The organism is Actinomycetospora chlora (genome assembly GCF_039542135.1).
Classification (GTDB): Bacteria; Actinomycetota; Actinomycetes; order Mycobacteriales; family Pseudonocardiaceae; genus Actinomycetospora; species Actinomycetospora chlora.
Window position 1 is genome coordinate 30,051 of the sequence record NZ_BAABHO010000007.1, and the last position, 13,066, is coordinate 43,116.

General features: G+C 75.4%; 14 protein-coding genes. 8 read left to right on the forward strand and 6 right to left on the reverse strand.

What is annotated here, in order from left to right; translation table 11 throughout:
- The first annotated feature begins 93 nt into the window (after nt 1-93).
- Nucleotides 94-564, forward strand: a complete 471-nt coding sequence (locus tag ABD994_RS06090) for a ribose-5-phosphate isomerase (protein ID WP_345411804.1) — start codon at nt 94-96, stop codon at nt 562-564.
- 16 nt (nt 565-580) lie between these two features.
- On the opposite strand, the gene ABD994_RS06095 is transcribed toward ABD994_RS06090, so the two are convergent.
- Nucleotides 581-1,288 (reverse strand): flavodoxin family protein, encoded by a 708-nt coding sequence (locus ABD994_RS06095; protein ID WP_345411810.1) that lies wholly within the window; start codon nt 1,286-1,288, stop codon nt 581-583.
- Nucleotides 1,289-1,400: 112 nt separating this feature from the next.
- Between ABD994_RS06095 and ABD994_RS06100 the strand changes: the two genes are divergently transcribed.
- From ABD994_RS06100 to ABD994_RS06115, 4 genes are all read left to right on the forward strand, one after another.
- Complete coding sequence (locus ABD994_RS06100; protein WP_345411813.1) at nt 1,401-2,183, forward strand: Fpg/Nei family DNA glycosylase; 783 nt, start codon at nt 1,401-1,403, stop codon at nt 2,181-2,183.
- A 164-nt stretch (nt 2,184-2,347) separates the two neighbouring features.
- A complete protein-coding gene (locus ABD994_RS06105; protein ID WP_345411815.1) occupies nt 2,348-3,430 on the forward strand; it encodes a hypothetical protein in 1,083 nt (360 codons plus the stop codon).
- A 37-nt stretch (nt 3,431-3,467) separates the two neighbouring features.
- The gene (locus ABD994_RS06110) at nt 3,468-3,668 is read left to right on the forward strand and encodes a hypothetical protein (protein ID WP_345411818.1); all 201 of its coding nucleotides are present in this window, start codon (nt 3,468-3,470) and stop codon (nt 3,666-3,668) included.
- A 28-nt stretch (nt 3,669-3,696) separates the two neighbouring features.
- On the forward strand, nt 3,697-4,062 hold the full coding sequence (locus tag ABD994_RS06115) for an MmcQ/YjbR family DNA-binding protein (RefSeq protein ID WP_425550029.1): 366 nt from the start codon (nt 3,697-3,699) through the stop codon (nt 4,060-4,062).
- Here the strand turns inward: ABD994_RS06115 and ABD994_RS06120 are convergent.
- Nucleotides 4,055-5,686, reverse strand: a complete 1,632-nt coding sequence (locus ABD994_RS06120; protein WP_345411822.1) for an APC family permease — start codon at nt 5,684-5,686, stop codon at nt 4,055-4,057. The two genes, ABD994_RS06115 and ABD994_RS06120, sit on opposite strands and share 8 nt — an antisense overlap.
- A 118-nt stretch (nt 5,687-5,804) precedes the next feature.
- Between ABD994_RS06120 and ABD994_RS06125 the strand changes: the two genes are divergently transcribed.
- On the forward strand, nt 5,805-6,518 hold the full coding sequence (locus ABD994_RS06125; protein WP_345411825.1) for a PIG-L deacetylase family protein: 714 nt from the start codon (nt 5,805-5,807) through the stop codon (nt 6,516-6,518).
- Here ABD994_RS06125 and ABD994_RS06130 read toward each other — a convergent pair.
- The 3 genes from ABD994_RS06130 to solA form a co-directional block, all read right to left on the reverse strand.
- A complete protein-coding gene (locus tag ABD994_RS06130) occupies nt 6,515-7,426 on the reverse strand; it encodes a GDSL-type esterase/lipase family protein (protein WP_345411827.1) in 912 nt (303 codons plus the stop codon). The two genes, ABD994_RS06125 and ABD994_RS06130, sit on opposite strands and share 4 nt — an antisense overlap.
- A 112-nt stretch (nt 7,427-7,538) precedes the next feature.
- Complete coding sequence (locus ABD994_RS06135) at nt 7,539-8,753, reverse strand: aromatic ring-hydroxylating oxygenase subunit alpha (protein WP_345411830.1); 1,215 nt, start codon at nt 8,751-8,753, stop codon at nt 7,539-7,541.
- Nucleotides 8,746-9,942 carry an N-methyl-L-tryptophan oxidase gene (gene solA, locus ABD994_RS06140; protein ID WP_345411832.1) on the reverse strand — a complete coding sequence of 399 codons (1,197 nt, stop codon included), beginning with the start codon at nt 9,940-9,942 and terminating at the stop codon, nt 8,746-8,748. The genes ABD994_RS06135 and solA overlap by 8 nt, the downstream gene beginning before the upstream one ends.
- Nucleotides 9,943-10,082: 140 nt before the next feature.
- On the opposite strand from solA, the gene ABD994_RS06145 reads away from it, so the two are divergent.
- On the forward strand, nt 10,083-10,979 hold the full coding sequence (locus tag ABD994_RS06145; protein WP_345411835.1) for a LysR substrate-binding domain-containing protein: 897 nt from the start codon (nt 10,083-10,085) through the stop codon (nt 10,977-10,979).
- A gap of 40 nt (nt 10,980-11,019) precedes the next feature.
- On the opposite strand, the gene ABD994_RS06150 is transcribed toward ABD994_RS06145, so the two are convergent.
- Nucleotides 11,020-11,721 carry an SDR family NAD(P)-dependent oxidoreductase gene (locus ABD994_RS06150; RefSeq protein ID WP_345411838.1) on the reverse strand — a complete coding sequence of 234 codons (702 nt, stop codon included), beginning with the start codon at nt 11,719-11,721 and terminating at the stop codon, nt 11,020-11,022.
- Nucleotides 11,722-11,844: 123 nt separating this feature from the next.
- Between ABD994_RS06150 and ABD994_RS06155 the strand changes: the two genes are divergently transcribed.
- Complete coding sequence (locus tag ABD994_RS06155) at nt 11,845-13,044, forward strand: cytochrome P450 (RefSeq protein ID WP_345411840.1); 1,200 nt, start codon at nt 11,845-11,847, stop codon at nt 13,042-13,044.
- The last annotated feature ends 22 nt before the right edge of the window (nt 13,045-13,066 follow it).

Here is a 13,066-nt window from a genome sequence, read left to right on the forward strand (position 1 = left end):
ATCGGTGTGTCACGGGGATGTTTCCGAGGTCGCCTCCCGGTGCCCCTCGGCGGTGCGGGTCACACCCGCGAGGGCACCTGACAGACTGCTCGGGTGCGCGTCTTCCTCGGATCGGACCACGCAGGGTTCCAGCTCAAGGCCCATCTGCTGCGCGAGCTGGCCACGGCGGGCCACGACGTCGTCGACGTCGGCCCCGCGGAGTACGACGAGGCCGACGACTACCCGCCGTACTGCATCGAGACCGGGCGCCGCACCGTCGCCGAGCCGGGCACCCTGGGCGTCGTGATCGGCGGGTCGGGCAACGGCGAGCAGATCTCGGCCAACAAGGTGCCGGGCTGCCGCGCGGCGCTGGCCTGGAGCGTCGAGACCGCGCAGCTCGGACGCCGGCACAACGACGCGCAGGTCGTGGCCATCGGCGCCCGCATGCACACCGAGGACGACGCGACGGAGATCGTCTCGGCCTTCCTCGCGACGGCGTTCGAGGGCGGCCGCCACCAGCGCCGCATCGAAATGCTCACCGCCTACGAGCAGACCGGCGAGCCCCCGGCGCTGCCGCAGGGCTGAGAGCGGTCCCTCCGCCCTACCGGTAGTCGGGGTTCGGGTAGTCGAAGCGGCAGCCCGCGTCCCACTCCGAGCGCTGGTTGCCGTGGGCCGGGATCCCACCCGCGTCGCGCAGCATCCGCGCGAGGTGCAGCAGGTTCCACGTCATGAACGTGGTGTTGCGGTTGGTGAAGTCGTTCTCCGGGCCGCCCGAGCCGGGGTCGAGGTACGACGGTCCGGGGCCGGCCTCGCCGATCCAGCCCGCGTCGGCCTGCGGCGGGATCGTGTACCCGAGGTGCTGCAGGCTGTAGAGGACGTTCATCGCGCAGTGCTTCACGCCGTCCTCGTTCCCGGTGATGAGACACCCGCCCACGCGTCCGTAGTACGCGTACTGACCGGCGTCGTTGAGCAGGTGCGAGCAGGCGTAGAGGCGCTCGATGACCCGCTTGGTGACCGAGCTGTTGTCGCCGAGCCAGATCGGTCCGGCGATGACGAGGACGTCGGCGGCGAGGATCCGGGGGTAGAGGGCGGGCCACTCGTCGGTGGCCCACCCGTGCTCGGTCATGTCGGGCCAGACACCGGTCGCGATGTCGTGGTCGACGGCGCGGACGTGGTCCACGGTGACGCCCTGCTTCTCCATGATCGCGGCACTGCGGTCGATCAGGCCCTGGGTGTGGCTGCGCTCCGGCGAACGCTTGAGCGTCGTGTTGACGAAGACCGCCGACAGGTCGTCGTAGGTGTGCTCCACGCCGGTCCTCCCCGCTGTCCGCCGGCCGACACCGTCCCGCGGCGGGGGCCCGGGCACCAGAGCCGAAAGGCCCGGGGGACTGGACGGGGAGCGCGGAGGGTAGGCAGGGCCGGTGCCCGAAGGCCACACGATCCGCCGCCTCGCGCGCACGCACACCACGCGGTTCGTGGGGCACGAGGTGGCGGTCAGCTCGCCGCAGGGCCGGTTCGCCCGCGACGCCGAGCTCGTCGACGGGCGGGTGCTGCAGCGTGCCGATGCGCACGGCAAGCACCTGTTCCACGTCTACGCCGACGACCTCGTCGTCCACGTGCACCTCGGGCTCTACGGCAAGTTCTCGCTCAGCGCCGGCGAGGTCACCCCGCCGCGCGGCCAGGTGCGGATGCGGATGGTCGGGCCGACGCACTGGGCCGACCTGCGCGGCCCGATCGCGTGCGAGGTGCTCACCGAGGGCGAGGTCGAGGGCCTGCGCTCGCGGCTCGGCGCCGACCCGCTGCGCCGCGACACGGACCCGGAGACCGCCTGGGCGCGGATCTCCCGGTCGCGCGCGCCGCTGGCGACGCTGCTCATGGACCAGTCGGTGATCGCCGGCGTCGGCAACGTCTACCGCGCCGAGGTGCTGTTCCGGCACGGGCTCGACCCGCTCCTGCCCGGGCGCGAGCTCGGCCGGGAACGCTGGGAGGCGGTGTGGGCGGACCTCGCCGTCCTGCTCGCCGACGGCGTCCGCCGTGGCGCGATCGACACGGTGCGGCCGGAGGACCGCACGGGGCGCGGCCGCCAGGTGTACGTGTACCGCCGGACGGGCCAGCCGTGCCGGGTGTGCGGGACGGAGATCCAGCGGCGGACCCACGCGAGCCGCAACCTCTTCTGGTGCGAGACCTGCCAGGCCGCGACCTGACCGTTACGTTTCGCGCTCCGCGTCCGATGCCTCACCCGGGAGGGTGACACGGCCGGGACGGGGGTACCGGACGGGCGCCCGCCCGGTCTGTCCGGTATACCCGATGCTGTGAGGTGTTGGTGGCGAACGGTGCCCGATCCGGCCGGCCCCGTCCGCGCTGGCAGATGACCACCCGGTCGCGGTTCGCCCTCGTGCTCGGTCTCGCAGGGCTCGCCGTCGCCGGTGTCCAGCTCGCGATGCTCAGCGACCCGCCCACGGTCGTCCAGCTGGTGGTCGTGGCGTTCTGGAGCGTCGTCGGCGTCGCGTACCTCGGGTCGGCGCTCGCCCAGCACGTCCGCGCCCGCCGCCGCCCCGCCCCGGCCCCGCCGGCGCCCGCGCCGCTCGAGGAGATCGTCCCCGTGCCGGTCCGGCCCGCCCGCCCGCGGCCCCGGCCGGCGCCGACCGGCGAGGGGCACGGTGCGCAGGCCCCGGAAGCCCCGGAGGCTGCGGAACGTGCCGCTCGGCCCGCGGTGCCGGCCACGACGACCAAGGCTCCGACCCCGGCTCCGGCTCCGGCTCCGGCTCCGTCGCCGGCGACGACGGCGGTCCGGCCCGCGCCCGCCGCGGCGGAGGAGACCACCGACGTCCTGGCCGTCCGCACTGCGGCCGTGACCTCGCCGACCCCGCCGGCCCCGTCCCGCCCGGCCCCGTCCCGCCCGGCCCCGTCCCGCCCCGCCGCGTCGCGGCCGGCGCCCTCGCGGCCCGCGTCGAGCCCCGTGCCGTCGAGCCCTGTGCCGTCGAGCCCCGTGCCGTCCCGGCCCCCTGGGCGCCCGGCGCTGCGGGTCGTGCCCGGCGAGGCCGTCCTGCCGTCGGCGCTGTCGTTCGGCCCCACCCGCGGCGGCACCGTCACCGGCGGGACCGAGGCACGCCGGCGTCCGCGACCCACCCCGCCCTCCGGCGAGCCGCGGGTCGAGGTCCCGCCCCGCCCGCCGCTGGCGGCGGTCCCGGACCCGCTCTCGGACCCCCTGCCCGACCTCCCTCCCTCCGTGCCGGTTCCGCTGCCGTCGGCGTCGCCGCTCTCCGCGCCGCTGCCCGTCGCGCGCACCACCCGATCCGGCGCGCACGCCGCCCCGACCGGCGCCCCCCGCTCCTCGCGGCACCGCGCCGACCCGCCCGAGCCGGTCGCCGCCGGTGGCCCCGCGCCGCGGCCCGGCCGGCACGCCGAGCCCGACGCGTCCGCCACGCGGGGCCCACGCCACGGGCGGTAACGTCCCCGGTGTCCGAATCGTCGTCCGGAGGAGCCCGATGACCGAGCCTGCGGGACGCACCGACCGGGACGGGGCCGACCGGGACAGGGCCGACCGGCACGGGGACGACCGGGACCCCACGCTCGGCGCCTCCGACCCCGGCGGCCCGTCGCCCCACCGGCCCTGGGTGCGGGTGGTCACCGTCGTCGTCCTGGCGGTGTTCGTGCTGGCGACGCTGGTCAGCGCGCTGCTGGTGTAAGCGCCGGTCCGCCGCCACGATGGCCGTCGTGGAGTCCGAGGAGCTGGTGGAGCGCCTGCGGGCGATCTGCCTCGCGCTGCCGGAGGCGACGGAGAAGATCAGCCACGGCTCGCCGAGCTGGTTCGTGCGCAAGCAGTTCGCCAGCTACGTCGGGTACCACCACGGCGACACCCACCTCGCGCTCTGGGCGGCGGCTCCCGAGGGGGCGCAGGCGGAGATGGTCGAGGCCGAGCCCGCCCGCTTCTTCGTCCCGCCGTACGTGGGTCACCGCGGGTGGCTGGGCCTGCGCCTCGACGTCGAGCCCGAGGGGCCGGACTGGGACGAGGTCCGCGGCGTCCTCGTCGACGCCTACCGGCACGTGGCCCCGCGGCGGCTCGCGGCGCGGGTCAGCTAGCGCGGTCCGCGTCCGCCTGGGCGCCGAGGCGCTCGACCATCTCCGGTCGCGCCCGCATGTAGGCCGTGCCGGCCGCGGCGCCCCAGGCGTACACGGCGAGGGAGAACGCGGCCACGGCGACGCTGTCCCACGGCGCGGGGAGCAGCCCGGCGCCGTCGAAGCTGCCGATCGCCGAGAACGCCGTGATCCCGACGAGGTAGACGACGAGCCAGGCGCCGCCGACGAGCTGGCCGACCTCGCGGCCGCCGCGCACCCAACTGACCGCGTAGACCGCGACGCCGATCGCGATGATCACCATCGCGATCCGGAGCTCGGACCACGACACCCAGAAGATGATCAGTGACGACACCACGAACGCGATCGGCGCGATGACGCGCATGCCCCGCATCCGCGTGTCGGGCCGCGTCAGCCCCGAGTTGCGGAAGGCGACGAGCGAGACCGCGCCGATCTGGAAGGTGAACGCGGCGATCGACCCGGTGACCTTGATGATCGCGTGCCAGCTCGGCAGGGGCAGCAGGTAGGCGAGGCCGATGACGAAGTTCAGCACCAGGGCGCGCGCCGGGACGCCGCGGGTGTTGAGCCCGGCGAGCCACTGCGGGAAGAAGCCGTTCTTGGCGAGCCCGAAGACGTTGCGGGCGTTGGCGGCGGTGAACACGATCCCCGAGCCCGACGGCGAGATCATCGAGTCGGCGATGAGGGTCCACGACAGCCAGGTCAGCCCGAGGACCATGGCGAGGTCGGCGAACGGGGAGTCGAAGTTGACGCCGTGCCAGCCGCCGGCGAGGGCGGTCCCCGGCACCGCGCCGAGGAACGCGAGCTGCAGCCCCAGGTACAGCACGATGGTGATGACGATGGTGGCGATGAGCGCGCGCGGCACGGTGCGGCGCGGGTCGCGGGCCTCGCCGGAGAGCTCGACGACGTTGCGGAAGCCGGTGTAGGCGAACACCATCCCGGCCGTCGCGATCGAGCCGAGGGCCGCGCTCCAGCCGTAGGGCGCGAGCCCGCCGTGGTCGGTGAGGTTCGTGGAGTCGAACCCGCTGGCGATCAGCAGGACGACCGTCACCACCGGGATCACGATCTTGACCGCGGTGGCGGTGGTGTTGGCGCGGGCGAACAGCCGCACCCCGAACCAGTTCAGCGCGACGAACCCGGCCATGAGCACCGCGGCGATGAGCACGCCGAGGCCGGTGAGCTGCTCGCCGTCGTAGACGCCGGGCAGGTAGGCCGACGCGTACTGCACGACGCCCGCGGCCTCGGTCGGCGGGTTGCCGACGTAGCTCATCCAGTTGGCCCAGCCGACGATGCCCGCGGCGAGCCCGCCGTGGGAGTACAGCGGGTAGCGCACGATCCCGCCGGACTCGGGCTTCGTCATCCCCAGCTCGGCGAAGACCAGGGCCACGCAGAGCATCAGCGCCCCGCCGATGACCCACGCGAGCATCGCCGCCGGCCCGGCGTCCTGCGCGGCGTAGAGCGAGGAGAACAGCCAGCCCGAGCCGATGACGCTGCCCAGGCCGGCGGCCAGCAGCGACCAGAACCCGAGGTCCTTGCGCAGCCCCGCGTCGGCGCCGCTTTCGTCACCCTTCGTCCCGGTCTTCCCGCGTTCGTCGGCATTCGCGCTGGTCACAGGCTCGTCCCCCGTCCGCGTGCGGTCGCCACGAGGTGCCCGGCGCGGGGCCGGGGCACACGCTCCCGCCCCCCCGGACCTTGACCTCGACCGACGTTCAGGTCCCACGCTGGTCGCCATGAGCTCCGACCTGCCGGCCCTGCCCGACGACTGGTCCCGCGCCCTCGCCGTCGCCGCCCACCCCGACGACCTCGAGTACGGCACGGCGGCCGCGATCGCCGCGTGGACCGCGGCGGGCCGCGCGGTGTCCTACCTGCTCGTGACCCGCGGCGAGGCCGGCATCCACGACCTGCCCCCGGAGAAGGCCGGGCCGGTGCGCGAGGACGAGGAGCGGCGCAGCGCGGCGGCCGTCGGTGTGACGGACGTGCGGTTCCTGAGCCACCGCGACGGCGTCGTGGTCGAGGGCCTCGACCTGCGCCGCGACCTCGCCCGCGAGATCCGGCGCGCCCGACCGGAGCTGGTGGTCGTGCCCAGCCACCACGAGACGTTCGGGCCCGGCGCGTGGAACAGCGCCGACCACCGGGCGGTCGGGCGGGCGACCATCGACGCCGTCGGCGACGCCGCCAACCGCTGGATCTTCCCCGAGCTCGTCGACGAGGGCGTCGAGCCCTGGGGCGGGGTCCGGTACGTCGCCGTCGCCGCGTCGATCCAGCCGACCCACGCCGTCGACGTCACCGGGTTCCGCGACGCGGCGATCGCGTCGCTGGCCGAGCACCACACGTACCTGACCGCGCTCGACCCGCGGCCGGTCGTCGAGCAGGCCCGCGAGGTCGTGCTGATGACCACCGGCGGTGGGGAGGGGCCGGCGCGGGTGGCGTTCGAGGTGTTCTAACCGGCGAAGAGCGGGGCCTCGAGGTCGGCGAACCCCCGCCCGTCCACGGTGGCGGCCGGTCCCGGGGTCGCCGGGGCGGTCGCCGGGACCGGCGCCGGGCCGGCGGCGGCGAGCGCGGGCAGCACGCCGAGCGCGTGCCCGTCGGCGGTCGGCCCCCCGGCGAGGAGGGCCTCCCCGTCGGTCAGCGACGTCAGCCAGGGCGCCTCGCCGCAGACGCCGTGCCCGGCGAAGGCGGGGCGGACGTCGACGAAGCGCATCCCGGCGGCCGTCACGCGGTCCGCGAGCACGGCGTCGAGGCGGGTGACGGCGTCGTCGACGCGTGCGGCGCGGGCCGGGTCGGCCGCACCCTGCGGGCACGCACGGCCCTCGGTGAGCAGCGGGTAGCCGACGAACGTCACCGCGGCGCGGGGGGCGCGGGCGCGCATGTCGGCGAGCGCGGCGTCGAGCGCCCGCGGGAGCACGGTGACCGCGCGGTCGAAGCGGGCGGCCGCGGCGTCGCACCGCTCCGGGGTGCCCGCGCTCGAGCACGACGCCGCGAGGGCGCCCAGGCCGGTCGCGTCGCCGCCGACGGTCGAGGTGATCACCTCGGTGCCGGCGTCCAGCGAGCTGAACTGGCCGTTGTCGCTGGTGCTGGCCGCGGCGGCGCAGGCCCGGGAGGTCCAGGCCGCGTCGCCGGCCGCGCGGGCGAGCAGGGGGGCGTAGGCGAGCGTGCTGCGCCGGCACGGTCCCGAGGCCGCCTCGACGCCGCCGGCGGCCGTGCCCGCCGCCCAGGAGTCGCCGAGCGTGACCCGCCGCGTCCCGTCGCCGCCGCTCGCCGGGCTACCGGCGGGGAGTCCCGCCGCGCTGCCCGCGCCCACCACCAGTGCGGCGCCCACGAGCACCGCCGCCACGACCGGCCGCCAGCCCATACCCCGCCCCGATCCTCGTCCCGACCGACCCCGAGAGTCTCGGGGTCACGATCGGCACGAGGCAGGGGCATCACCCACTTGCGTCACACTTTCACTCACATGGGTGGTCGCGTCACGAAGCGACGCGCTGTTCCCCGTCCTCGCCGGTCGCGAGAGCGCGGACGTACCAGTCGAGGAACGACTCCACCGACGCCTCGACGACGGGCGACAGCGGGCCGGGACGGTACCCGCGCGACGCGACGCCCGCGTAGTTCTTCTCGCAGAGCTCCCAGTCCTGCTCCGACGTCGCCCGCCACACCGCGGCCAGCGCGTCCGGGTCGACGTCGGCGTCGCGGGCGGTGAGGAAGCACAGCTCGACGTCCGTCGTGCCCGCGTCGACCGGCGTGAGCCGCGTGGTCACGGCGTAGTCGGCGTTGGCGTGCGCCCACAGGTTCGGCAGCGAGATCACGCGCAGGCTGCCGACGTCGGGGTCCGACAGCGTCCCCATCGGCGGGGCGAGCGGGCGGCCGTCGAGGGTCTCGGAGAGGAAGCCGTCGCGCAGCGGCAGCCGCGCCACCCGGTACGGGGCGCCGTCCGGGAAGCTCACGTCCTGCTCGGGCAGGCCCTGCGCGCGCCAGTGCGCGCGGGCCGCGGCGAGGGCGCGGTCGTAGCGCGGGTTGGTGCGCACGTCGCCGTTGACGCCGACGTCGAAGTTCGACAGCGAGAACTCCGGGTGGCTGCCCGCGCAGTGGTAGCACTCGCGGTTGTTCTCCACGAGCGTCTTCCAGTTGGCCGCCACGGTGTAGTGCTCGCGCACGACGATCCGCGCGTCGGCCAGCCCGTGCGGGCCGAGCCGGGGCTCGAGCGCGGCGGCGAAGGGCTCGAAGGCCGGCGGCCGCTCGGCCAGGCAGACGAACACCAGGCCGGCGGTCTCGCGCACCGCGACCGGGGCGAGGCGGTAGCGCTCGGTGGCGAAGCACTCGCCCATCAGCCGCGCGGAGCGCAGCGAGCCGTCGAGGGCGTAGACCCACTGGTGGTAGGGGCAGACGAACGCCCGCACCTGCCCGCGGTCGTCCGGGGCGACGCGCGAGCCGCGGTGGGCGCACACGTCGTGGTGGGCGTGCAGGGCGCCGTCGTCGCCGCGCACGACGATCACGCGGTCGCGCCCGACGTCGACGGTGCGGTAGCGGCCGGGGGCGTCGAGCTCGGCGGTGTGACCCGCGAACAGCCACTGCGCGGCGAAGACGCGCTCGAGGTCGGCGATGAACACGGCCGGGTCGGTGTAGGCCGCCTGGGGCAGCGACCAGCCGGGGGAGCGGACGACCCCGGGGCGTGGGTGGTCAGACATGGAAGGCACGCCCCCAGCTCGGGTCGGTCAGGGCGGGGCGGTCGAGGCCGAAGCCGGCGATCGGGTGGCGCGTGGTGCCCGTCGTCGCCAGGTCGGCGAGGACGCGCCCGATCAGCGACGCGAACTTGTACGCGTGCCCGGCCCCGACGGCGACGCTCACGCGCGGCTCGCCGGGCACGGTGTCGATCACGTAGTGCTGGTCCGGCGGGATCGTGTAGAGGCAGGTCTTCGTGTAGAGCTCGGGCCCCAGGAAGCCGGGCACGTGGTCGGCGAGGAAGGCCTCCTGCCGCTTGCGCCGCAGGGGGTCCGGCTCGTAGGTCCGCGTGTCGGCCGTGACCTCGTGCCCGCCCATGTGCTGGCCCAGCTTGGTGGCGACCTCGCCGTACACGGGGAAGCCGTAGAAGTTGTCGGCCCCGTGCCACATGAACACCGGGAAGCGCTCGGGGGAGAAGTCCAGGAGGTTCGGCGTCGCGTAGTACGTGACCTGCTCCTGCGTGATCGTCAGCGGGATCCGCACCAGGCCGTCGAGGACCTCGTTGGTGCGGGCGTCGGCGGCGACCACGACGTGCTCGGCCCGCACCACCTCGTCGTCGAGGACGACCTCGACGTGGTCCCCCGACGGGCGCAGCGCGCGGACCGGGCTGTGCTCGCGGACCTCCGCGCCGTGGCCGCGGGCCAGCGCGATGTGGGTGGCGTTGGCGCGGCGGGCGTCCACGATGCCGGTGCGTGCCTGGTAGAAGGCCTGCTCGGTGCCGGCGAGGTGGAACTGGGGCCAGCGCCGCTGCACGGCACGGGCGTCGAGGAGCTCGAAGTCGACGCCGTGGCGGTCGGCGACGGCGGCGTACCCGCCGATGTCGCGGCCCGCGGTCGCGAGGCCGCGCCGGGCCTCGACGTCCTCGATGACGAGGCCGCCGGTCTCGGTGACGAGCTGCTGGCCCGAGACGCGCTCGACGTCGCGCCACGCGGCGTAGGCGGCGGGGGCGAGGGCGGCGTAGGCGTCCTGGTGCTGGGCGTAGCGGATGATCCGCGAGTGGTCCTGGCTCGCGCCGTGGTCGTGGCCGAGGGCGTGGCGCTCGAGGGCGAGGACGCGCCCGCCCGCGGCGCGGGAGAGCCAGTAGGCGGCGGCGGAGCCGAGGCCCCCGCAGCCGACGACGACGAGACGGAGATCGCGGGATCGGGGACCGGTCATGGTGATCACTCCGGGGCGGGTTACCGGTGGTGCGCACCACCGACCCTGGTCGCTCGTCGGGCTGAGCAGTGGGGATCCGCGATCGCCGCTGCCACTGCTGTCATCAGCACGCGCTTATGAGCGGGGGCAGGATCGGCACCATGGATCTCGAGCTGCGGCAGCTGCGGGTGTTCCTCACCGTGGCCTCCGAGCTGCACTTCAGCCGCGCGGCCCGGCGGCTGCACGTCAGCCAGCCCGCGCTCTCCCAGCAGATCCGGGCGCTGGAGAAGACGCTCGGGGCGGCGCTGTTCGACCGCACCAGCCGCGCGACGGAGCTGACCCCGGCCGGCCGGGTGCTGCTCGACGCGGCGCCGCGCGTGCTCTACGAAGCCGAGCGCGCGCAGTCGCTGGTGACCCAGGCGGCGAACGGGGCGGTCGGGCTGCTCGTCGTCGGGTCGGTCGGCACGGCGCTGGCGTCGATCACGCCGCGCATCCTGCGGGCGATGCGCGCCGCGTTCCCGGACCTGCAGCTCGAGGTCTCCCAGCAGGACACCTCCGCGCAGCTGGTGGCGCTCGCCGACGGGCGGCTCGACGTCGGGCTGGTGCGGGCGGCGTCACCCACCGCGGCGGTGTCGGTCGAGCACCTCGTCTCGGAGCCGCTGCTGGTGGCGCTGCCCGGCGACCACCCGCTGGTCGAGGCGACCGAGGTGCAGCCGGAGGCGCTGGCCGACGAGCCGTTCGTGCTGTGGCCGCGGCCGCTCGGGCGGGCGTTCTTCGACATCATCACGGCCTACTGCCGCGACCACGGCTTCAGCCCCCGGATCGTCGCGGAGGGCGCGGACATCGAGACCCAGCTCGGGCTCGTCGCGGCGGGGCTCGGGGTGTCGCTGCAGCCGGCGTACTACGCGAACCTGCGCCTGCCCGGCGTCGAGTTCCGCCCGCTCTCCGGCGACGTGCCGATGATCGCGCTGCAGGTCGCGTGGCGCTCCGCCGACCGCTCGCCCGCCGTGGCCCACTTCGTCGACGCGGCCCGCGCCCTCGGCGACCTACGTGCGTGATCTTCCGAGCTATAGCCCGGAAGATCACGCACGTCGGCGGTCACCAGGGGACGTGACGGCTGTCCTGGAGGAACGAGCCGGAGGGGAACGAGCCGGGGGAGCGGACGACCTCGACGATGCCCGCCGCGCCGTCGGCGACCGGGCGCCCGCCTGCACCGCCCATGTCGGTGGCCGTCCAGCCCGGGCTCACGGCGTGCACGGCGATGCCGTCGCGGGTCAGGGCGTCGGCGAACACGCGGGTCAGCGCGTTGATCCCGGCCTTCGAGACGCTGTAGGCGGGCGACGACGCGCCCATGCGCTGCAGCGACCCGAGCCCGCTGGTCACGTTGACGACGACGGCCTCGCGCCCGGCGCGCAGCAGCGGCGCGAACGCCTGCGTCAGGCGCCACGGGGCGAGCACGTTGGTGCGCCACGCGCCGTCGGCGACCTCGAGGTCCTCGGTGACGGGGTCCGCGCCGGCGTCGAAGTTGATCGCCGCGTTGTTCACCAGCGCGTCGAGCCGGCCGTGGCGCCGGTCGACGGCCTCCACCGCGGCCTGCACCGACTCCGCCGACGTGACGTCGAGGGTGAGCGGCCAGGCCCGCTCGCCGAGCTCCTTGGCCGTCGCCGCGGCCGCCTGCGGATCGCGGGCGGCGACCACAGCGCTATGGCCGGTGTCGACGAGCTGGCGGGCGATCTCGACGCCCAGGCCCCGGCCGGCGCCGGTGACCAGGACGACGCGGGGGTCGTTCGGTGCGGTCATGCCGGACGAGTATCCGGCGGCGCCGCCCCGTAGACGTGGGGTCCGTATGAAACGGCAGCGTGCTCCCACTTCGGGGTACGGTCGCGGGAGTCCGCGCCTGTCCCGACGACGACGGAGGCGACGATGACCACCACCGAGCAGGGCCCGCCCCCGGTCCCGCGCCACATGCGGCGGGACCGCTTCGCCCCGCTGCCCGAGGTCCAGGCCGCGCGCGACGAGCCCGACCTCCCCGAGTTCCGGACGGTGTTCGGCGCGCACGCCCGGCTGGTGACCCGCTACGCCGACGTGCGCGAGGTGCTCGGCGACGCCGAGCGCTTCTCCAACGCAGGCCTGCCGCGCCTGCCCGCTCCCGAGGGTGAGGACGGCGCCGACCCGCGCGCCGGCAACCTGCTCGGCACCGACCCGCCGGAGCACACCCGGCTGCGCCGCCTGCTCACCGGCGAGTTCACCGTCAAGCGCATCCGCCGCCTCGAGCCGCGCATCGCCGAGATCGTCGACGACCACCTCGACGCGATGGCCGCCGCCGGCCCGCCGACCGACCTCGTCAGCGCCTTCGCGCTGCCGGTGCCCAGCCTGGTCATCTGCGAGCTGCTCGGGGTCCCGTACGACGACCGCGCCGAGTTCCAGGGGCGCGCCGCCCGCCAGATCGACCTGAGCCGGACGCTCGAGGAGCGCGGCCGGGTCGCCGCCGAGTCCCGCGCCTACATGGGCGAGCTCGTCGACCGCGCGACGGCCGCGCCCGGCGACGACATGCTCGGCATGCTCGTGCGCGAGCACGGCCACGACATCACCCGCGACGAGCTGATCGGCATCGCGTCGCTGCTGCTCATCGCCGGCCACGAGACGACCGCCAACATGCTCGGGCTCGGCACGCTCGCCCTGCTGCGCGAGCCCGACCAGCTCGCCCACGTGCGGGACGAGGACGGCGCCGTCGCCCCGGCGATCGAGGAGCTGCTGCGCTGGCTCTCGGTGGTGCACTCCGGTGTCCCGCGCCTGGTCCGGGAGGACACCACCGTCGGCGGCCGGCCCGTCGCGGCGGGCGAGTTCCTCGTGCTCTCGCTGCCCGCGGCCAACCGCGACCCCGCGGTGGTCGACCACCCCGACGACCTCGACGTCACCCGCGAGATCGCCCCGCACGTGGCGTTCGGGCACGGGGTGCACCATTGCCTCGGTGCCCCGCTGGCCCGGGCCGAGATGGCGGTGGCGTTCCCCGCGCTGTTCCGCCGTTTCCCGACCCTGGCCCTGGACATCCCGTTCGACGAGGTCGAGTTCCGTTCGGCCACCGTCGTGCACGGGCTGCGCGCGCTGCCGGTCACCTGGTGACCCACCACCACCGAGGGAGAAC

What these genes read in the sequence shown, in the direction of transcription:
- ABD994_RS06110 (WP_345411818.1), top strand. Translation starts at nt 3,468, where the DNA reads ATGACCGAGCCTGCGGGACGCACCGACCGGGACGGGGCCGACCGGGAC.
- ABD994_RS06150 (WP_345411838.1), bottom strand. Translation starts at nt 11,721, where the DNA reads ATGACCGCACCGAACGACCCCCGCGTCGTCCTGGTCACCGGCGCCGGC.
- ABD994_RS06155 (WP_345411840.1), top strand. Translation starts at nt 11,845, where the DNA reads ATGACCACCACCGAGCAGGGCCCGCCCCCGGTCCCGCGCCACATGCGG.
- ABD994_RS06135 (WP_345411830.1), bottom strand. Translation starts at nt 8,753, where the DNA reads ATGTCTGACCACCCACGCCCCGGGGTCGTCCGCTCCCCCGGCTGGTCG.
- ABD994_RS06145 (WP_345411835.1), top strand. Translation starts at nt 10,083, where the DNA reads ATGGATCTCGAGCTGCGGCAGCTGCGGGTGTTCCTCACCGTGGCCTCC.
- ABD994_RS06105 (WP_345411815.1), top strand. Translation starts at nt 2,348, where the DNA reads ATGACCACCCGGTCGCGGTTCGCCCTCGTGCTCGGTCTCGCAGGGCTC.
- ABD994_RS06125 (WP_345411825.1), top strand. Translation starts at nt 5,805, where the DNA reads ATGAGCTCCGACCTGCCGGCCCTGCCCGACGACTGGTCCCGCGCCCTC.
- ABD994_RS06130 (WP_345411827.1), bottom strand. Translation starts at nt 7,426, where the DNA reads ATGGGCTGGCGGCCGGTCGTGGCGGCGGTGCTCGTGGGCGCCGCACTG.
- solA (WP_345411832.1), bottom strand. Translation starts at nt 9,942, where the DNA reads ATGACCGGTCCCCGATCCCGCGATCTCCGTCTCGTCGTCGTCGGCTGC.